This is a genomic window from Maricaulis sp., from assembly GCF_048270265.1.
Lineage (GTDB): Bacteria > Pseudomonadota > Alphaproteobacteria > Caulobacterales > Maricaulaceae > Maricaulis.
The window spans coordinates 194663-214919 of sequence record NZ_JBLWTD010000001.1 but is presented as its reverse complement, the minus strand read 5'-3'; the positions used below and the strand labels follow the sequence as shown (position 1 = coordinate 214919).

The window sequence follows — 20257 nt, the reverse complement described above, 5'->3', positions numbered from 1 at the left end:
GGCGCCCCGTGGGAGCGCCGCTTTCTGTTCTGTCGAGGGAAAGTCTGAAGCCTAGACCGCTTCCTTCTTGCCCTTTTTCCCGGCCTTCGCGTTGCGTGGCAGCAAGCGGTCACCCGGGGTGATGTGGAAGTCGAGCCGGCTGTCATCGGCCGGATCGATATCGACCTTGACCAAGCCACCCTTGGCGAGTTCGCCGAACAGGATCTCGTCGGCCAGGGGCTTCTTGATATGCTCCTGGATGACGCGGCCGAGTGGGCGGGCACCGAAGCGGCTGTCATAGCCGCGCTCGGCAAGCCAGGCGGTCGCGTCCGGGGTCAGTTCGAAGGTCACGCCGCGATCGGTGAGCTGGGCTTCCAGCTGCAGTACGAATTTCTCGACGACACGGCTGATCGATTCCGGCCCGAGCGGCGCGAAGGGAATGATCGCGTCGAGACGGTTGCGGAATTCCGGCGTGAACAGGCGTTCGACGGCCTTGTCGGCCTCGTCATCCTTCTTGCCACGCCCGAAGCCGATCGCTTCCTTGGCGGCATCCGCGGCACCCGCATTGGTCGTCATCACCAGGATGACATTGCGGAAGTCGACTTTCTTGCCATTGCTGTCGGTCAGCGTGCCGTTATCCATCACCTGCAGCAGGATATTGAACAGATCCGGATGTGCCTTCTCAATTTCATCGAGCAGCAGCACGCAATGCGGATGCTGGTCGACGCTGTCAGTGAGCAGGCCGCCCTGGTCAAAGCCGACATAGCCCGGAGGCGCACCAATCAGACGCGAGACGGCATGGCGTTCCATGTATTCCGACATGTCGAAGCGCAACAGCTCGACGCCGAGAATGTCAGCCAGCTGCTTGGTTACTTCCGTCTTGCCGACGCCCGTCGGGCCGGAGAAGAGATAGCTGCCGATCGGCTTGTTGGGCTCACGCAGACCGGCGCGGGACAGTTTGATCGCCGTCGAGAGACGGTCGATGGCTGCCTGCTGGCCAAACACCACCCGTCCGAGATCGACCGGCAGGGTTTTCAGAGCCTGGGTATCGTCCTTGGAGACGGATTTCGGCGGGATGCGGGCCATGGTCGCAACCACGCCTTCCACTTCCTTGACGCCAATCGTCTTCTTGCGCTTCGACGTCGGCATCAGGCGCATTTGCGCCCCGGCCTCGTCGATGACGTCAATCGCCTTGTCGGGCAATTTGCGGTCACCCATATAGCGCGCCGACAATTCAACGGCCGTCTTCAGCGCATCATTGGTAAAGCGGACATCGTGAAATTCCTCGAAATAGGATTTCAGCCCCTGCAGGATCTTGATGGTGTCCGGCACGGATGGCTCGGCGACGTCAATCTTCTGGAAGCGGCGGGCCAGCGCCCGGTCCTTCTCGAAATGCAGACGATATTCCTTGTAGGTGGTCGAACCCATGCAACGCAGACCGCCCGATTGCAGGGCCGGCTTCAGCAGGTTGGACGCATCCATGGCGCCGCCTGAAGTGGCGCCGGCACCGATCACGGTGTGGATCTCGTCGATGAAGAGCACCGAATCCTCGGTCTCCTCGAGTTCCTTGACCACTTGCTTGATGCGTTCCTCGAAATCGCCGCGATAGCGCGTGCCCGCCAGGAGCGCGCCCATATCGAGCGAATAGATCGTCGCATTGGCCAGGACGTCGGGAACTTCATGCTCGACGATCTTGCGGGCAATACCTTCGGCAATGGCGGTCTTGCCAACGCCGGGATCACCGACCAGGAGCGGGTTATTCTTGCGGCGGCGGGCGAGCACCTGGATACAGCGCTCGACTTCGGCGTCGCGGCCGATCAACGGATCAACCTTGCCGGCTTTCGCCTTCTCGTTGAGATTGACGCAATAGGCCGTCAGCGCGTCGCCATCCTTGCGCGGCTCTTCGGCCTCCTCGGCACCGCGAACCACTTTCTGCTCGGTGGCGCCAGGTTTGCGCCCGATTCCGTGCGAGATGAAATTCACCGCGTCGTAGCGGGTCATGTCGCGTTCGGCGAGGAAATAGGCGGCATGGCTTTCGCGCTCGGCGAACAGCGCCACAAGCACATTGGCGCCCGTGACCTCCTCGCGGCCGGCATTCTGGACGTGGATCACGGCGCGCTGGATGACGCGCTGGAAACCGGCGGTGGGCTTGGCGTCTTCCTCGTCATCGACCACAAGCTCGGAGAGTTCGTTATCGACATATTCGACCAGGGTGGAGCGCAACTCATCGAGATCGACGTCACACGCCTTCATCACCGCATTGGCATCGCCATCGTCGACGAGGGAAAGCAGAAGATGTTCGAGTGTCGCGAATTCATGTCCACGCTCATTGGCATAACCCAGGGCGCGATGAAGGCTGTCTTCCAGATCGGCTGAAAATGAGGGCACCACTCTATTCCTTTTCCATCGTGCACTGGAGCGGATGTTGAGCTCGGCGTGCGGCATCCATGACCTGGGCCACCTTTGTTTCGGCAACCTCATATGTGTACACGCCGCACATTCCGACACCGGTCTGGTGGACATGCAGCATGATCGTCGCTGCATCTTCGGGGGATTTGCGAAAGATCCGGACCAGGACCTCTACGACAAACTCCATTGGCGTATAGTCATCATTGAGTAGCAGAACACGGTAAAGCGAAGGTTTCTTGGTCGCCGGCCGGGTCTTCAGAGCGAGCCCATGCTCCTCCTCATTCCCTGCATCATCTTGTTTTCGTTCGGTCATATTAAAATCAGATTCGAAAGACAGTCAGAGCGATTTACGGCCAAGAATAGGCTTTGTCAGAGCCCGTGGGAAGGGTTTGCCGTCAGCAAACCGGTATTTGATTGTGTCCGCGATTCTCTTTGCGACCCAATCGATCTGGGGATGCGAAGGGCAAAAAGAAAGGGCCCGGTGCAGAACACCGGGCCCAGGCGGGGAGAAAATTGTCAGTCTGCGGCGATTAGCGCTGCGACTGAGCCAGCTCGGCAACGGCGGCGAAGCGGGTGTTCAGCGGCTTCGCGCCTTCAGCGACCAGACCCGAGAAAAGCTCGGTGGTCTTGTTGAGTTCGGCGAGATAGCTGCCCATGGCCGACTTGGCGTAGTTGGACTGGATCTCGAAAAGCTCCTGGAGAGATTTGGCCGAAGACAGCGCCTTCGTGGCGGCAACGCCCTCTTCCATCGCCGTCTTGGCGTAGGCAGCGGCATTGGTGCCAACGGCCTCAAGGCCCTTGCCGGTCACGGTCGCGGAAGCGATCACGGCTTCAACGGTATCCTTGTTGAAGGCGGTGGCTTCATTGACGGCGCTCAGCGTCTTTTCCAGACCCTGCTTGATGGTGTCGTTGGTCGCGGTGGTCATCGATTCAATGGTGGCGTTCATGGTCTTGCTCGTTTTCATCTGGGCCTTCGCAGCGGGCTTGCTGGCGGCCGGTTTCCGTTTCGCGGGCGCAGCGGGTTTGCTGGCGGCGATTTTTGTCTTGGCGGCCTGCTTCTTCGCAGCAGGCTTGGTGCGCGCCGCTGGCTTGACGGCCAGGGGCTTCGCAGGAGCCGCAGTTTTAGCGATGACAGCCCGCTTCGCGGCTTTCGGCGCGGCTGCAACATCCGCCGACGTATTCGCTGCAGCAGCGATTACGGGGGCTTCGGTTGATTTGACGTTGATATCGGTCATGGTTCGCTTCTTGTTTTGCTGCATTGGCTCTTCGCAGTCGCAACATATCTAATCCTCGCACCTGGGCGGGTCAAGCGGTATTTTGTGCAGTGCAGCATTTTATTTCCCGGGCGCCGAGGTCGCTTAACCGAGTGGAAACCTCGCGCGATGGAAACTGGCGCAATGATCTCGCGCTTTCCCCGACTGGCTGCGGCCCTGATGCTCGCATTGTCCGCGCTGGCCCTGCACGCGCCGGCGCACGCCGACACGTCGCGCTATGCCGCCTTCGTCGTTGACCAGAATACCGGTGTCGTTCTGCACTCGCGCCAGTCGGAAGCCACGCGCTACCCGGCCTCCCTGACGAAGATGATGACGCTCTACATGCTGTTCGACGCACTGGAGAGCGGTGAGATCGGCATTCAGGACCAGATCCGGATTTCGGCCCACGCAGCCAATGCTCCGCCCTCGAGGCTCGATCTGGCGATCGGTTCGACCATCTCCGTCGAGGACGCGATCCGCGCCCTGGTAATCCGCAGCGCCAATGATGTCGCGGTAGCTGTCGGCGAACGCCTTGGCGGCACCGAAACCGGCTTTGCCACGGCGATGACGGCCAAGGCCCGCGAGCTCGGCCTGCCCGGCACGACCTTCCGCAATGCCTCCGGCCTTCCCAATAGCCGCCAGGTGACCACGGCCCGCGACATGGCCCGGCTCGCCATCGCGCTGCAACGCGATTTTCCGCAGCATTTTCACTATTTCGACGAGACCACCTTCGTCTGGGATGGCCGCACCTATCGCAACCACAACACGCTTGTCGGCCGTGTCGAGGGTGTTGACGGCCTGAAGACCGGCTATATCCGCGCCTCCGGTTTCAATGTCGTGGTTTCGGCCCAGCGTGGCGAGCACCGGCTGATCGCCGTTGTCATGGGCGGTCCGACCGCCGCGTCGCGTGACGCCCATGCCGAGGAATTGCTCGACGCTGCCTTCTCGACGCTGGAACAGCGCGACGACCGCCGCCTGTTCGCGGCCCTCTCCTCACCGCGCATCAGCCCGATCCGGCAACAGGCCCTGATCGCCATGGATGTCGCGGCGCTTGATCTGGCGCCGCCGACGGAAATGGGCTCGGCCCAGGCCGCACCGCCGCTGCGCATCATCCTCGCCGACGAGAGTTCCGAACTGGCTGACATCGTGCCCGCATCCAGACCGGCAGCCCCGGACGCCCCGCTCCTGCGCGGCGCCTGGTCTGTCCAGGTCGGGGCCTATAACTCTGCTGCCGCGGCCCGTGAACGCCTCGATCGCGTCACGCCAGTCTCACCGATCCTGGCCCTGGCCCAGCCGGCGGCACGCTCGGTCGATATCGGTGGAAACCGTCTGTGGCGCGCCCGTTTCGAATCATTGACGGCGGACGAAGCGGCACATGCCTGCGCCGAGCTCAGTGCCCGCAACGAGCCCTGCTACACGGTCGCGCCCGGTCGCTGATTTCATAATTCCTGCAGGGCAAAAACCGCCTGTCGGTTGACTTAGCCTGCCTGCTCGCACACTTTCCGGCGCCTTGACCGCAGCCTGGTCACCCTCATCCCGCCCCGGAAATGAACCCGATGAATGTTGTCGTCGTAGAATCCCCTGCCAAAGCCAAGACCATCAATAAGTATCTCGGCTCGGACTATATCGTGCTGGCCAGTTTCGGCCATGTGCGCGATTTGCCGGCCAAGGATGGCTCGGTCAAACCGGACGAAGATTTTGCGATGATGTGGGAGGTCGACCCGGCCTCGGCCAAGCGCGTCAAGGCGATCGCCGATGCGCTCAAGGACTCTGACCGTCTGATCCTCGCGACTGACCCGGATCGCGAGGGGGAAGCCATTTCCTGGCATTTGCTCGAGGCGCTGACCAAGCGCCGCGTCCTCAAGGATGTGAAGATCGAGCGCGTGGCCTTCAACGCCATCACCAAACAGGCCGTGCTCGACGCCATGGCGCATCCGCGCGCCGTCGATATGGAACTGGTCAATGCCTATCTGGCACGCCGGGCGCTCGACTATCTTGTGGGCTTCACCCTGTCGCCCGTGCTGTGGCGCAAGCTGCCGGGCTCACGCTCGGCCGGCCGTGTGCAGTCCGTCTGCCTGCGTCTGATCTGTGACCGGGAACTGGAGATCGAGAAGTTCCGCTCCGAGGAATACTGGTCGGTCGATGCCGATATTGCCTCGGGCAGCGACTCCTTCCGCGCCCGCCTCGTCACCTATGACGGCAAGAAGCTGCAGAAGATGTCGCTCAAGGACCGCGCCATGGCCAATGCGGCCGTCGCAGCGATCGACGCGTCCAGCTTCACCATCAGCGCCGTCGAGGCCAAGCCGACCCGTCGCAATCCGCCGCCGCCCTTCACCACCTCGACCCTGCAGCAGGAAGCGGCGCGCAAGCTCGGTTTCTCGGCAACGCGCACCATGCAGACGGCGCAGAAACTCTATGAAGGCGTCAATCTCGGCGGCGAAACCACCGGCCTGATCACCTATATGCGGACCGACGGCGTCTCGATGGATGGCAGCGCCATCAATCAGGCGCGCGACGTGATCGCCAGGGAACACGGCGCGCTCTACGTGCCATCGGCCCCGCGCGTCTATTCGACCAAGGCAAAGAACGCCCAGGAGGCTCACGAAGCCATCCGCCCGACCAGTTTTTCGCGCCTGCCCGAGAGCCTGCATCTCGACAGTGATATGGCCCGCCTCTACCAGCTGATCTGGCGCCGTGCCATGGCCAGCCAGATGGAGAGTGCCCGCTTCGAGCGCACCACGGTCGACATCACCAGCGCCGACCAGAAAACCGCCCTGCGTGCGGTCGGCTCGGTGCTGTTGTTCGACGGTTTCCTCGCGCTCTACCAGGAAGGCACGGATGACGAGGAAGACGAGGCCGAAGCCCGTCTGCCCAAGCTCGTCGCCGGCCGCGATGTCGGCATCGCCAAGACCTATGCGGACCAGCATTTCACCCAGCCGCCGCCGCGCTTCACCGAAGCCTCGCTGGTCAAGCGCATGGAAGAGCTCGGCATTGGCCGTCCCTCGACCTATGCCTCGACGCTGCAGGTCCTGTCGGCCCGTGAATATGTCCGCCTCGAGAAGAACCGCTTCTATCCCGAGGACAAGGGCCGGGTCGTCACCGCCTTCCTCGAGAATTTTTTCGCGCGCTATGTCGAGTATGATTTCACCGCCGCTCTGGAGACCCAGCTCGACAAGGTCTCGGCCGGCGAGCTCGACTGGAAGCAATTGCTGCGCGACTTCTGGACCGATTTCCGGGCAGCCATCGATGATATCGGCGAGCTGCGCATCACCGCTGTACTCGATGCGCTCAATGATGCGCTGGCACCGCATATCTTCCCGGAAAAGGAAGACGGCAGCGATCCGCGCCTGTGCCCGTCCTGCGGCGAAGGCACGCTGAGCCTGCGGCTCGGCAAGTTTGGCGCCTTCCTGGGCTGCTCCAACCATCCGGACTGCAAATTCACGCGCCAGATGAGCCCGACCGATGAAGGGGCCGGCGATAGTGATCGCGAGATCACGGTCGATCCGGTCACCGGCTCGATGATCATGCTCAAGAATGGCCGTTTCGGCTGGTATCTCGAAATCCCCGGCGAGAATGAAGGCGACAAGCCCAAGCGCGCGTCCATCCCCAAGGGCTGGGATCCGCAAACGCTGACCGACGAACAGGCGATCAAGTTGATCGCCCTGCCGCGCACCATTGGCGCGCACCCGGAAGACGGCGAGCTGATCACCTCGAATATCGGCCGCTACGGCCCCTATGTTCACCACGGCAAGACCTATGCGAACATCCCCAATGTCGAGGATGTGTTCGATATCGGACTGAACCGTGCTGTCGCCGTACTGGCCGACAAGAAGGCCGGTGGCGGACGTCAGAACTCCGCCACGACGCTGAAGGATCTCGGGGAGCATGACGGCAAGCCATTGCGGATCATGAGCGGCCGTTTCGGTCCCTATGTGAAGTATGAGAAGATCAACGCCACCCTGCCCAAAGGCACCGATCCGGAAACGGTGACGGTCGAGCAGGCGATGGAATGGGTCGAGGCCCGTGCCGCCAAGGGTGCCAAGCCGAAGAAGAAGCCGGCGGCCAAGAAACCGGCAGCAAAGAAGAAGGCTCCGGCCAAGAAAAAGGCGCCAGCCAAGGCTGCGGCAGCTGATGCTGACGGCGCGGCCAAGAAAGCGCCCGCCAAGAAGCCTGCTGCGAAGAAGGCCCCGGCCAAGAAACCGGCCGCGAAGAAACCCGCGGCGAAGAAACCAGCTGCCGGAAAGGCGGATTAATCGCGGTGAGCGAGAACGAAAAACCTTCCGGCTTCAACCGGGAAACCCTGATCGAGGCCATCAAGCGCGGCGCCGGCAGTCTCGACAAGCGCGGCCTTGCCCGCGCTCTTGGCCTCAAGACCGGCGAACAGAAGAGCCTGCTCAGACAGGCCCTGGGCGGCCTTGAAGCGGAAGGTGTGATCCGCCGCGACGAGCAGCGCAACTACGCCCTCGCCGGCGAATTGCCGCCGGTCTGCGTCGTCGAGATTACCGGCCGCGATATCGATGGCGAATTGCTCGCCCAGCCCCCGCGCGCCAATGGCGATCTTCCGCTGATCCGGCTCGCGCCCGGCGAAGGTGCCGGCGGGCGGGGCGATGCTGCGCTCGGCGTTGGCGACAAGGCGCTGGTGCGTCTCACTCCGGATGATGAGGGCGGCTATGAAGCGCGCCTGATCCGCAAGCTCGGGCATTCCGTCCAGAAGATTCTCTGCGTTCTGCGCAAGCCCGCCAAGGGCCCCTACCGCCTGATCCCGGTCGACCGCCGCTCACGCCATGAACTGGTCCCGGCCAAGGGCGAATCCGACAAGGCCAATGATGGCGATCTGGTGCTGTGCGAACTCGCCAAGGAACGCCGCAACGGGCTGAAGACCGCCACCATTCTCGAAGTGCTCGGCGATGTGGACTCGCCCGGTGCCGGCAGCGTCATCGCCCTGCACTCCCACGGCGTGCCGATGGGCTTTTCCGACAAGGAAATGCGCGAATCCGACTCTGTGGCGGCAGCGAAGCCGCAAGGCCGTGAGGATCTGCGCGACCTGCCCCTGCTGACGATCGACCCGGAAGACGCCAAGGACCATGACGATGCCGTCTGGGCCGCCGCCGACACCGATCCGAAGAATGAGGGTGGCTGGATCGTGATGGTCGCGATCGCCGATGTCGCCGCCTATGTGACGCCCGGCAGCGAACTCGATCGCGGCGCCTTCAAGCGCGGCAATTCGGTTTATCTGCCCGACCGCGTCGTGCCGATGCTGCCCGAACGCCTGTCCAACGATCTGTGCTCGCTGCGCGAAGGCGAGGAACGCCCCTGTCTTGCGGTGCGCATGGTGTTCGACCGCTATGGCAACAAGAAGAGCCATAAATTCCTGCGCGGCTGGATGAAGTCCGCCGCCAAGCTCTCCTACAATGACGCGCAGGCGGCGATTGACGGCAATGGTGATGACAAGGCGAATGCCCTGCTCGACACCGTGCTGCGGCCACTGTGGAGCGCCTATGCGGTGCTGTGCATCGCACGCGCCAAACGCGAACCGCTCGAGATCGATTCGCCTGAAAGGCGTGTCCGTGTCGGCCCTGACGGCAAGGTGACCGGGATCGAGCTGCGTGAGCGTTTCGACGCCCACCGCCTGATCGAGGAATGCATGATCCAGGCAAATGTCTGCGCGGCGGAAACGCTCGAGGAAAGGCGCGTGCCCCTGATCTACCGGGTGCATGAAGAGCCTTCCCGCGAAAAGATCGATGCGCTGGCGGATTATCTGCCCAATGTCGGTTTGAAATGGACCCGCGGCGACAAGATCGCGACCAGCCGTTTCAATCAACTGCTCAAACAGGCCAAGGGCGGCGAGCATTATGAGACCGTCAATGAGGTCGTTCTGCGCAGCCAGTCTCAGGCGGTCTATCACACCGTCAACCAGGGCCATTTCGGCCTGCACCTGCAGCGCTATGCCCACTTCACCTCGCCGATCCGGCGCTATGCCGACCTCACCGTCCACCGCGCCCTGATCCGTGCCCTCAATCTGGGCAATGACGGGCAAAGCGACGAGGAACGCAGCCGGCTGAACTCGATTGCCGAGGAGATCACCCGCTCGGAACGGCGCGCCATGGCCGCCGAACGCGATGCTGTTGACCGTTTCGTCGCGCTCTATCTGGCCGATCATGTCGGCGGGGAATTCCCCGGGCGCATCACCGGCGTGACGCGCTTTGGTGCCTTTGTCCGCCTCGCCGCCACAGGCGCCGACGGGCTGGTGCCGATCAGCCGGCTCGGCGAAGAGCGTTTCGTGCATGATGAGCGCGCCCACGCCCTGATCGGCGAGCAGACCGGCGGCCGCTATCGCCTCGGCATGCTCGTCACGGTGCGCATCGAGGAAGCGACCCCGATCACCGGCGGCCTGCTGCTGGACATGGTCACCGACGCAGAACCTGGCCCGCGTCCCAAACGCGGTACGGGACGTGGCGCCCCGTCCGGCGGCCGCACAGGTGGCCGCCCCTGGAAGAAGGGCAAGCGTCGATGAATGACGAAACGCGCAAGCCTGCCATCAAGGCCTTGCGGCCGCGCCTTGCGGCCTCACTGATCCTGACGCGCGGCGAACGTGGCAATACCGAAGTCCTGATGGGGCGCCGCTCGGCCCGCCACGTCTTCATGCCGAACAAATATGTCTTCCCCGGCGGCCGCGTTGATCGGGCCGATCTGACAGCCCCGGTCGCCGAAGACCTAGCCGAGGATGTGTTCGCGACCATGACCCGCATCCTGCCGGAGCGCCGCGCACGCGCTGCGGCCATGGCAGCGGTGCGCGAAACCGCGGAAGAGACCGGCCTCCTGATCGCCCGCGAGGGTTCGATCCGCTCCCGTCACAATAACTGGGCGCCGTTCCGCGCCTCCGGCGTGGTGCCCGACCTCTCGCCGCTGCGCCTGATTACCCGCGCCGTCACGCCGCCTGGCCGATCACGGCGTTTCGATACCTGGTTCTTCACCGCCGATGCCAGCGCCCTGTGCGATGACCGCCCACCCAAGCCGAGCGATGAGCTTGAGGATGTGCAATGGGTGCCGCTGACACAGACCCGCACGCTGGATCTGCCCATGGTGACGCATTTCGTGCTCGACGAGCTGGAACGCGTCCTGCCGCCCTCGCCCCAGCCCACTCGCTGGATACGCGACGTACGCGGCAGGATGGCCGTCGAACCTTTGTGATCCACCGGTCTGCAGACAGACGCTGACGCCGCTCGCGGCGCTGCGTATAGCTCCGTCATGTTTTCCTTTCTGACCGCTCCGCAATTTGCCAATAACCGCGCCCTGCTCGCTGCCATCAGCTGCGCGGCGGTGTGCGGCATCGTGTTCGGCCTCTCCATGCCGCTGATTTCATTGCGGCTTGAGCATATGACGGGTTCCGGCCTCGTGGTCGGGCTCAATGGCGCCGCCCTCGCCCTGTCGACACTGGCGATAGCGCCGCTTGTCCCCCGTCTGATGGCACTGGCGCCGGCGCGCATCCTGTTGATCGGCGTGTTGATCGCGGCCGCAGCCCTGTTTGCGCTGTTTCCGCTCATGCCGGCGGTGACGCCCTGGTTCATCCTGCGCTTTGCGGTCGGCTGTTTCATCACTGTCGTCTTTGTCATCTCGGAAACCTGGATCAACCAGATCGTGACACCGCAACGCCGCGCCTTCATGCTCGGCGTCTACGGCACTGCCCTGGCCGGTGGTTTCGGGATTGGCGGACTGATGTTCGCAGCCTTCAGCACCGCCGGCGACCTGCCCTTCTACCTCGCCAGTGGCGTCTTCCTGCTCGGCATCGGGCCCGTTGCGCTGCTCAACAGCCCTCAGGCGGTCGCCCCGGCGCGCGAGGATGCTTCGATGGATGCGATCATCGACGCAGCGAAATCGGCGCCTGCGGCCATCCTGGCGGGCCTGGCCTTCGGCGCGATCGAGACCCTGACCTTCTCTATGCTGCCCGTCTATGCCGACCGCATTTCCCTCGATCCGGTCTCCATCGGCATGATGGTGCTCGCCGTCGCGATGGGTGTGCTGGTATTCCAGATCCCGCTCGGCTGGATTGCCGACCGTACCGGGCGGCGCGTCACACTGCTCGCCATCGCCGCCATCGCGACCCTGGGCCCGGTCCTGATCGGCCTCGCCGGTACCAGTCTCGGGCTGCTGATCCCGATTCTCTTCATCCAGTCCGGCGTCGCGAGCGGCCTGTACACGGTCGGCCTGTCCCTGCTTGGTGAACGCTTCACCGGCGGACGGATCGCAGCGGCCAACGCGGCCTTTATCTTCGCCTATGGCCTGGGCTCCCTGCTCTCGCCACCGGCGGCTGGTGTGGCGATGGACGGGTTCGGTCCATCCGGACTGCTGGTCGTGCTCGCGATCACCGCCGGCGCCTATCTGCTCTTCCTCGCCCTAACGCATCGGAAAGCGGCGCGCAGGAGTTGACACCTGCTGCGCCTTGCGTATGTTCGCGCGCTCTCGCGACGGCATGGGGCCGGACACGCGCGTAGCATCAGGACGACCGAGACATGGCGAAACCTACAACCATCAAGATCCGCCTGAACTCCACGGCTGACACTGGTTATTTCTACGTGACCAAGAAGAACGCGCGCACCATGACCGAGAAGCTCGTGCTGAAAAAGTACGACCCGGTTGCCCGCAAGCACGTCGATTTCAAAGAAGGCAAGATCAAGTAAGACGGCTTTTCCGTCTCACTTGCCAAACGTAGATCAGGCCGCAGCGCAAGCTGCGGCCTTCTTCGTGTGTCCGCTACCTGCCTGGCGCGAAACTCCCTGAATTTGTGAATCGGCTGGGCCGGATCAGGCCGCGGCAGCCTCGACGCGGTTACGGCCCTCGCCCTTGGCGGTGTAGAGCGCTTCATCGGCGCGGCGCAGCAGCGATTCCGCACTCTCGCCATCGAGCGCCTGGGCACAGCCGATGCTGACCGTGACCGGCGTCGAACGGCCATCGCCCACCCGGAAGGGTTCCGACGCGATCGACGCCCGCAAGCGCTCAGAAGCCGCCTTGGCCTCTGCGAGACCCGCTCCGGGCATGACAATCACGAATTCCTCGCCGCCATAGCGCGCTGCCAGATCGAGCGCGCGCAGATCGCGCAAGAGGCGCTCGGCAAAACCGCGCAGCACATAATCGCCGCCCTCATGGCCGAAATGGTCATTGATGCTCTTGAAATGGTCGATATCGGCGATCAACAGCGAGACCGGCGCGCCGCCGTGATTGGAGCTCTCGATCGCCTGGTGCAGGCGCGAGGCGATATAGCGGCGATTGTGCAGACCGGTCAGCGGATCGGTAATCGCCATTTCCAGGCTCTCATCGAGCTGGCTGCGCAGACGGTCGGCATAGCGCTTGCGGCGCAGTTGGGTCGTCGCACGCGCCATCATCTCGCCGGCATCGACCGGCCGGTGAATGATATCATTCACGCCAAGATCGAGCGCACGCACTGCCGTGGGGACATCCCCCGGATTGACGACAGCGATGATGGGCAATTGCCGCGTCGCGGCATCCGAACGGATCCGGGCACACAGCCGCAGACCGTCGAAGCCGGGCGAGGTCAGATCAATGACCAGAAGGTCGACCTGTCCGCGCGCCGCCTCGATCCCCTTGGCGGGCTCGGTCTCGACCTGGGTGCGAACCTGGGCCGGCATCGCGGCCGCATAGCGGGTGGCGGCCCGCGAATCGGCGCTGATGACAACGGCCTGGGACACCGACTCACCCTCGCCGATCGGCTCGGCCATGACATGGCTGAGCGCATCGCTGGATTCGCGGTGTCGCAATTCATCGAGCACGGTCTTCAGGCGCAGCAAGCTGCGAACGCGGGCAAACAGTGTGACGTCATCAATCGGTTTGGTCAGGAAATCATCGGCGCCCGATTCCAGACCGCGGATCCGGTCATCGCGCTGATCCAGCGCCGTCACCATCACAACCGGGATATGCCGGGTCCGCGGCTCGTCCTTGAGCAGGCGGCAGGTCTCATACCCGTCCATGCCGGGCATCATGACATCAAGCAGGATGAGATCGGGCTGTTCGGCCTTGGCCACCTCGATGGCGGCAAAGCCGTCGACCGCGGTGCAGACGTCGAAATACTCGGCCTGCAGCTTGGCCTCGAGCAAACGGACGTTGGCGGGTTGATCGTCAACGACCAGGATACGTGCGCTCATCGCGTCAACCCCTAGTCGAGAAACTGGCGGACAGTCTCGATAAAGGTGGTGACCGTGATCGGTTTCGAAAGATAGGCCTCGCAGCCTCCCTGGCGAATCCGCTCCTCATCCCCCTTCATCGCGAACGCAGTGACTGCCACGATCGGGATGGAGCAAAGCGTCTCGTCATCCTTCAGCCATTTGGTGACTTCAAGGCCGGAGACTTCCGGCAATTGAATATCCATCAGGATGAGATCGGGCACGTGTTCACGGGCCATCTCCATGGCCTTGAATCCGTCCTTGGTCTGCAGGGTCTCATAGCCATGAGCCTCGAGCAGATCGTTGAACAGCTTCATGTTCAACTCGTTGTCTTCGACAATCAGCACCTTTTTGGGCATGACTTGCAGCATGTCGATGACGCGCTTCCCGTTGTTTGAGCGCTTGTAACGCGCCTGTTGAACCCCACCCGCACTAAACCCGATCTTCCTTAACCAACAATGAGTCAGAGCCCACTTTCATCGCCAAAAGGAACAAGATAAGAACAAATAACTGACTTGCCACTATATCGGCAGCGGAAAGCGGCGAAAACATGATTCGAATCGGTATCGATCTGGGCGGCACCAAAATCGAGGCCGTCGCGATGGACGCGGACGGTGCGATCACGGAACGCCGGCGCGTGCCGGCGCCGCAGACCTATCCTGACTGTCTGGAAGCGATTGCCGGGCTGGTGACGGCGATCGAACGCGAATTTGGCCGCGGCAATCCGGTCGGGATTGGCCATCCCGGCTCGATCAGCCCGGCCACGGGCTTGATGCGCAACGCCAATTCGACCTGGCTCAATGACCAGCCCTTTGCCCGGGATATCGAGGCCACGCTCGGACGCCCCGTGCGCCTGGCCAATGATGCCGACTGCTTTACCCTCTCCGAAGCCGCTGACGGGGCCGGGGAAGGCGCGAAGATTGTCTTCGGCATCATCCTTGGAACCGGCGTCGGCGGCGGCATCGCAATAGACGGAAAACTGTTGCACGGCGCCCAGGGCATTGCCGGCGAATGGGGGCACAACCCCCTGCCCTGGCCAGACGAATCAGATCGTCCGGCGGCGGCCTGCTGGTGCGGCCAGTCGGGCTGCCTGGAAACCTGGCTGTCCGGCCCCGGACTGGCGCGCGATCACGCCAGCCGCAATGGCGGCGAACTCGACGCCGCCGCGATCTTTGCCGCGGCCGAGGCTGGTGATGCAGCGGCCCGCAGCAGCGTCACCCTCCACAGCGACCGGCTGGCGCGCGGCATTGCCAGCGTGCTCAACATTCTCGATGCCGATGTAGTCGTGCTCGGCGGCGGCGTGTCGAATGCTCCGGGCCTGGCGGAGCGTGTCACGGCGCGCCTGCCTGATTTCCTGTTCTCCGATGTCGTGCGCACCCGCATTGTCACGCACCGGCATGGCGACAGTTCCGGGGTGCGCGGCGCGGCCTGGCTATGGCCGGCGGAGGCGAAATGAGCGGCCCGGGCTATTGCCGCGCCTGCCTCGCACCGCTGCCGAAACCGGTCGATGCCTGCCCGACCTGCGGCTCCCACCGGCATCTGTTCCATCCCGAACTCGGCACGCTCTCCATCGCCCATATCGATTGCGACGCCTTCTATGCCGCCGTCGAGAAACGCGACAATCCGGAGCTGGCCGACAAGCCGGTTATCATAGGCGGGCGTCAACGCGGTGTGGTCTCGACCTGCTGCTATGTGGCGCGCATGTATGGCGTGCATTCGGCGATGCCGATGTTCAAGGCATTGAAAGCCTGTCCCGACGCCGTCGTGATAGGTGGCGACCACGCCAAATATGCCCGCGAGGGCGGCCGCATTCGCGAGATGATGCGCGATGTTACGCCTCTGGTGGAACCGCTCTCGATCGACGAGGCCTTTCTCGACCTGACCGGCACCACCCGCCTGCATGGCGCCCCGCCCGTACTGACACTGCTCCGGCTGCAACGGCGGATCCATGAACAGGTCGGGATCACGGTCTCGGTCGGCCTCTCCTTCAACAAATTCCTCGCCAAGACCGCCTCCGACCTCGACAAGCCGGATGGCTTCGCCGTGATCGGCGAGGGGGAGGCGATGGATTTTCTCGGGCCGCGCCCCGTGCGCTCGATCTATGGCGTCGGGCCGGCCTTTGCCGCAAAGCTGGAACGTGACGGCTTGCGTACGCTCAATGATATCCGCCGCCACAGCGACAAGGAGATGGCCAAACGCTATGGCGATTTCGGCTATCGCCTGGCGCGGCTGGCGCGCGGCGAGGATCACCGCAAGGTCGAGCCGGAAAGCGAGCGCAAGAGCGTGTCCTCGGAAACCACCTTCAATGCCGACCTCAGCGAGCTGAAAACGCTGGAAGATCAGCTCTGGCGCCAATGCGTCAAGGTCGCCGACCAGATGAAGGCCAAGGCGATTTCCGGGTCGGTGATCACGCTGAAACTGAAGAGTGCCGACTTCCGCAGCCGCACCCGGCGCCGCACCCTCAATGAGCCCAGCCAGCTGGCCGATACCCTGTTCAAGGTCGGCCGCGAATTGCTGAAACCTGAAGCCGACGGCACCCACTATCGCCTGATCGGGATCGGCTTTTCCGGGCTGCAACCGCATCTCGGCGATAGCGGCGATCTGCTCGACCCGAATGCCATTCGCCGGGCGACCGCCGAGCGCGCCATGGACAAGGCGCGGGCCAAGTTTGGCGGCGATGCCGTGGTCAAGGGGCGGGCGTTGAAGACGCGCCCGAAGCCGGCCCCTGTAAAACCTGATCGAACCAGTTGAAGGGCAGTGGCCAGAAACCCTGTGCTGCCGGTTTGAACGCCCCGAAATGACCGACCTTGCCGGCCCCGACCTCGCCGGGCTCCAGCCGCAGCAGCCGTTTGTCAGCCGCCGAGTAGATCGCCAGGAAATCCTCTGCGGCACGCCGGCTCGACAGCGTGTCATCGGCAAAGGTCCAGTCGGTGACCGGCGCGGTGATGCGGTCGAAGCAGTGCGGCCCCAGCATATCGAGCTCGTCGCCGAAATAGCCCGGCTTGAAGGCCCAGCGGCGCCATTGTTCGAACACGCCTCGCGGCAAGGCCAGACCACCCCAGGCGCCTCCGGCAGGAAGATAGCCCTTCAGGGCCAGGCAGGCCGGTCCGTAGGCGAGCCAGAAAAACAGCGCGGTCGGCTTGTAGCTGGCCTCGTGCGCGCCCCAATACCCGGTCCCGGCACAGATCATCGCATGCGCCGCCGGGAGAAGCCCGTTGTCGGCAAAGCCCGGCAAATGCGCGCCCACCGAGTGCCCGAGTGTGAAGACGGGCGCGTCCGGCGCCAGTGCCTGCGCCCGATCCAGCGCGGCTGCGAAGTCCTGCCGGCCCCAATCGACAATATCGGCCTGGAAGCCTTTCATCTGCGAGGGCGCGGAAGCGCCAATGCCGCGATAGTCATAGAGCAGACAGGCATAACCCATGGCCGCGCCCTGACGCGCCATGCGGCGGTAGAGCTCCTTGGGAAAACCGGTGCCCGACGAGATCAGCACAGCGGCTTTCGGCGTCTCCGGCGCAATGACGAGGCCCGCCAGCGAATAGCCGTCGCGGGCATCAAAACGGAGATCGGTTTCATTGATCCTGATGGTCATGGATACACCTTGCCCGATGACGCGCACGTCAAGTCAAGTCATGCCGGTTGCACGGCGCTGTTACACCGCTAATCTCGCGACGGAAAACCAAGGGAGTCCCCATGTCCACCTTCGAAACCCGCCTCACCGAACTGGGCATCACCCTGCCCGACCCGGCCGCACCAGTCGCCAATTACGTGCCCTTCGTGCGCACGGGAGACCAAGTCTATGTCTCCGGCCAGGTCTCGATGGGGGCCGACGGGCTGATCAAGGGCACGCTGGGCCTGGACATGGATGTCGAGGCCGGCCAGGCCGCCGCGCGCCTGTGCGCCATCAATCTGATCGCCCAGCTCAAGGCCGCTTGTGGCGGGGATCTGTCGCGGCTGAAACGCGTCGTGAAACTTGGCGGTTTCGTCGCTGCAGCGCCGGGCTTCACCGACATTCCCAAGGTGATCAATGGCTGTTCCGACCTGATGGTCGAGGTGTTCGGCGATGCCGGACGTCATGCGCGTTCGGCCGTCTCATGTCCGGTCCTGCCGCTGGGTGCGGCCGTCGAGATTGATGGCGTGTTCGTGATCGCCTGAGGCTCAGCCGGCGGTCATGTGGCTGACGAAGATCGACACACCGATCGCGATCAGGATGAGACCGCCGGCCAGCTCGGCATGACGTCCCAGCCGGGCGCCGAGATGCGGCCCCGCATAATAGCCAACCGAACTCATCGCGAAGGAGGCCAGCCCGATCGCCAGGGCAGCCCAGACCGAGCCGCCGGCCAGGGCCAGGGCAATACCGACAGCCGCCGAATCGATACTGGTCCCAATAGCGGTCACCACCGTGCCCAGAAGCGTCCGGCGCCGGACCGGGGCGGCCTCATCGGGCGCGGACAGGCCCTCGCGGATCATGCGGCCGCCAATCACCGACAGCAGGACCAGCGCGATCCAGTGATCGATCGCCATGACGATATCGGCGAGCGCGATCGCGACCCCCCACCCCATCAGGCACATCAGGCCCTCGGCCACACCGAACACCAGGCCAATTCGAAGCGCATCGATCATGCGGGCCTGCGGTGTCGCCGCTCCACGCGCCAGGGCGGCGGCAAAGGCATCCGTCGAGAGAGAAAAGCTGGTGAGGATGAGCGCGAAAGGATTCAACATCGGCGCTGCTTAGCGTGACCAGCGCTGGCCCGGCAAGCCGACATGGCGGACGAGCGCTGCCGGCCCGGAGAAATCTGCACCTCGCCCCTCGTCCCGCTCGCCGCTCTCGGCTAGAGAAGACGGGACGAGAAAAAGGATTTGTCCCATGCTGCGCCTGTTTGCGATCATTGCCGCCGCCACCCTCCTGTTCGGATGCCAGCAGGCACCCGCCGATGCGCAGCTCAATGAGCGCTCTCGCGAAGAGGTCGGCGAGATTGTCCGGGCCTATATCCTGGAACACCCTGAAATCATCGAAGAGGCCCTGATCGAACTGCAGCGCCGCGCCCAGGCGCGTGAAATGGAATCTGTCTATGCCGCGATCGAGCGCAATGCCGACGCCATTTATAGCGATGAGCGCGACCCGCGCTTCGGCGGTACCGAGCCGGACGTCACCATCGTCGAATTCATGGACTACAAATGCTCCTATTGCCGCGTCGCCAATGAATGGGTCAGCGATGTCAATGAGCGCTATGGCGATCGCGTCCAGTTCATCTTCAAGGAATACCCCATCCTCGGCCCCGATTCACTCGAGGCCTCGCGCGCCGCACTGGCTGCCCTCAATCAGGGCCCGGAAATCTATGAACTGTTTCACCGCTCGATGATCAATGCCTCCGGCCCGCTGCCGGCGACCCGGATCGACCAGCTCGCCGCCCTCGCCGGCGTGGATGTCGAGCGCATGCGTGCCGACATGGAAGACGAGTCCATCATGAACCACATCCTCGATGTGCGGGCCCTGGGCCAGGCGCTCGACGTGTCCGGCACCCCCTTCTTCATCGTTGATGGTGTCGTCGTGGCCGGCGCCAATGAGATGGCGCTGGAAGCGGCCCTGCAGACCGGGCTCGGCGGCTGATAGCGGACGCGAAAGCGCTGGATGGGCTTCCGGGAATCATCGCCTGATCGCCCGAAACGGGAGGCAAGCCAGTGCTGTCCAGGATCAGAGACCTCTATGACGGCCATTCCGATGCGGCGCACCGGTTTCGCTATGGCCTGCTGGCGTTCGATGTCGCGACCACGCTGTATGTGGTCGCGACCTCATTTTTCACGCATACGCTGACGATCGAGATCATCGACATGGTGCTCGGCGCGGTGATCCTCGCGGATTTCATCGCGCGTCTGGCCATTGAAACAAAGCGCCGCAGACTCTTCCTGCGCCTGACGACTTGGGCCGACATCGTCGCCATCGCATCCTTCCTCGCGCCAATTGCCGGGGAAGGTCTCGGATTCCTGCGCATCCTGCGGACGCTGCGCCTGCTGCACAGCTATCAATTGCTGAAGCGGCTGCGTGCCGACTTCGCCTATTTCCGCAGCCATGAGGAAGTCCTGCTGGCGTCACTGAACCTGATGGTCTTCCTCTTCGTCACGACCGGGCTGATCTACGCCCTGCAGTACGGCAAGAATGACGATATCCGCAATTATGCCGACGCCTTCTACTTCACGGTCACCACGCTGACGACGACCGGTTTTGGCGACATTACGCTGGAAGGCACGGGCGGGCGCCTGCTCTCGGTCGGCGTCATGATTATCGGGGTGACGCTGTTCCTGCGCCTGGCGCAGGTTCTGTTCCGGCCCACCAAGGTGCGTCAGGAATGCCAGACCTGCGGCCTGATGCTGCACGACGCCGACGCCGTGCATTGCAAGCATTGCGGCGCCACCATCCGTATCAGGACCGACGGCAGCAGCTGA

Annotated in this window: 18 protein-coding genes; 11 read left to right on the top strand and 7 right to left on the bottom strand. The window is 63.6% G+C overall.

What is annotated here, in order from left to right:
* Positions 1-51: 51 nt before the first annotated feature.
* The 3 genes from clpA to ACN0YF_RS01050 form a co-directional block, all read right to left on the bottom strand.
* Positions 52-2367 carry an ATP-dependent Clp protease ATP-binding subunit ClpA gene (gene clpA, locus ACN0YF_RS01060; RefSeq protein ID WP_417481464.1) on the bottom strand — a complete coding sequence of 772 codons (2316 nt, stop codon included), beginning with the start codon at positions 2365-2367 and terminating at the stop codon, positions 52-54.
* A gap of 4 nt (positions 2368-2371) precedes the next feature.
* On the bottom strand, positions 2372-2701 hold the full coding sequence (clpS, locus tag ACN0YF_RS01055; protein WP_339747267.1) for an ATP-dependent Clp protease adapter ClpS: 330 nt from the start codon (positions 2699-2701) through the stop codon (positions 2372-2374).
* Positions 2702-2918: 217 nt separating this feature from the next.
* Positions 2919-3623 carry a phasin family protein gene (locus tag ACN0YF_RS01050; RefSeq protein ID WP_417492993.1) on the bottom strand — a complete coding sequence of 235 codons (705 nt, stop codon included), beginning with the start codon at positions 3621-3623 and terminating at the stop codon, positions 2919-2921.
* A 147-nt stretch (positions 3624-3770) separates the two neighbouring features.
* Between ACN0YF_RS01050 and ACN0YF_RS01045 the strand changes: the two genes are divergently transcribed.
* The 6 genes from ACN0YF_RS01045 to rpmG all read left to right on the top strand — a co-directional run bounded on the left by ACN0YF_RS01045 (position 3771) and on the right by rpmG (position 12319).
* Positions 3771-5078: a D-alanyl-D-alanine carboxypeptidase gene (locus ACN0YF_RS01045; RefSeq protein WP_417492992.1), complete on the top strand. Its 1308-nt coding sequence runs from the start codon at positions 3771-3773 to the stop codon at positions 5076-5078.
* Positions 5079-5197: 119 nt separating this feature from the next.
* Positions 5198-7894, top strand: a complete 2697-nt coding sequence (gene topA, locus ACN0YF_RS01040; RefSeq protein WP_417492991.1) for a type I DNA topoisomerase — start codon at positions 5198-5200, stop codon at positions 7892-7894.
* 5 nt (positions 7895-7899) lie between these two features.
* Entirely contained in the window at positions 7900-10155 is a 2256-nt protein-coding gene (gene rnr / locus ACN0YF_RS01035) for a ribonuclease R (RefSeq protein WP_417492990.1), read from the top strand.
* Positions 10152-10832, top strand: a complete 681-nt coding sequence (locus ACN0YF_RS01030) for an NUDIX hydrolase (protein WP_417481469.1) — start codon at positions 10152-10154, stop codon at positions 10830-10832. The genes rnr and ACN0YF_RS01030 overlap by 4 nt, the downstream gene beginning before the upstream one ends.
* 57 nt (positions 10833-10889) lie before the next feature.
* A complete protein-coding gene (locus ACN0YF_RS01025; protein ID WP_417492989.1) occupies positions 10890-12068 on the top strand; it encodes an MFS transporter in 1179 nt (392 codons plus the stop codon).
* 83 nt (positions 12069-12151) lie between these two features.
* Positions 12152-12319: a 50S ribosomal protein L33 gene (gene rpmG, locus ACN0YF_RS01020; protein WP_417481471.1), complete on the top strand. Its 168-nt coding sequence runs from the start codon at positions 12152-12154 to the stop codon at positions 12317-12319.
* Between the two features lie 123 nt (positions 12320-12442).
* Here rpmG and ACN0YF_RS01015 read toward each other — a convergent pair whose 3' ends face one another.
* Positions 12443-13798, bottom strand: a complete 1356-nt coding sequence (locus tag ACN0YF_RS01015; protein ID WP_417481472.1) for a PleD family two-component system response regulator — start codon at positions 13796-13798, stop codon at positions 12443-12445.
* 11 nt (positions 13799-13809) lie between these two features.
* Positions 13810-14175 carry a response regulator gene (locus tag ACN0YF_RS01010; RefSeq protein ID WP_417470163.1) on the bottom strand — a complete coding sequence of 122 codons (366 nt, stop codon included), beginning with the start codon at positions 14173-14175 and terminating at the stop codon, positions 13810-13812.
* Positions 14176-14366: 191 nt separating this feature from the next.
* Between ACN0YF_RS01010 and ACN0YF_RS01005 the strand changes: the two genes are divergently transcribed.
* Positions 14367-15272 (top strand): ROK family protein, encoded by a 906-nt coding sequence (locus ACN0YF_RS01005; protein WP_417492988.1) that lies wholly within the window; start codon positions 14367-14369, stop codon positions 15270-15272.
* Positions 15269-16567: a DNA polymerase IV gene (locus tag ACN0YF_RS01000; RefSeq protein ID WP_417492987.1), complete on the top strand. Its 1299-nt coding sequence runs from the start codon at positions 15269-15271 to the stop codon at positions 16565-16567. Before ACN0YF_RS01005 ends, ACN0YF_RS01000 begins: the two co-directional genes overlap by 4 nt.
* On the opposite strand, the gene ACN0YF_RS00995 is transcribed toward ACN0YF_RS01000, so the two are convergent.
* Positions 16503-17405: a serine aminopeptidase domain-containing protein gene (locus tag ACN0YF_RS00995; RefSeq protein ID WP_417492986.1), complete on the bottom strand. Its 903-nt coding sequence runs from the start codon at positions 17403-17405 to the stop codon at positions 16503-16505. The genes ACN0YF_RS01000 and ACN0YF_RS00995 overlap by 65 nt on opposite strands.
* Positions 17406-17506: 101 nt before the next feature.
* Between ACN0YF_RS00995 and ACN0YF_RS00990 the strand changes: the two genes are divergently transcribed.
* A complete protein-coding gene (locus ACN0YF_RS00990; RefSeq protein WP_417492985.1) occupies positions 17507-17968 on the top strand; it encodes a RidA family protein in 462 nt (153 codons plus the stop codon).
* 3 nt (positions 17969-17971) lie between these two features.
* Here the strand turns inward: ACN0YF_RS00990 and ACN0YF_RS00985 are convergent, their stop codons facing one another.
* Positions 17972-18535 carry a manganese efflux pump MntP family protein gene (locus ACN0YF_RS00985; protein WP_417492984.1) on the bottom strand — a complete coding sequence of 188 codons (564 nt, stop codon included), beginning with the start codon at positions 18533-18535 and terminating at the stop codon, positions 17972-17974.
* 145 nt (positions 18536-18680) lie between these two features.
* On the opposite strand from ACN0YF_RS00985, the gene ACN0YF_RS00980 reads away from it, so the two are divergent.
* Together ACN0YF_RS00980 and ACN0YF_RS00975 are read left to right on the top strand one after the other, a co-directional pair.
* Complete coding sequence (locus ACN0YF_RS00980; RefSeq protein ID WP_417481478.1) at positions 18681-19424, top strand: DsbA family protein; 744 nt, start codon at positions 18681-18683, stop codon at positions 19422-19424.
* A gap of 71 nt (positions 19425-19495) precedes the next feature.
* The gene (locus ACN0YF_RS00975) at positions 19496-20257 is read left to right on the top strand and encodes an ion channel (RefSeq protein ID WP_417492983.1); all 762 of its coding nucleotides are present in this window, start codon (positions 19496-19498) and stop codon (positions 20255-20257) included.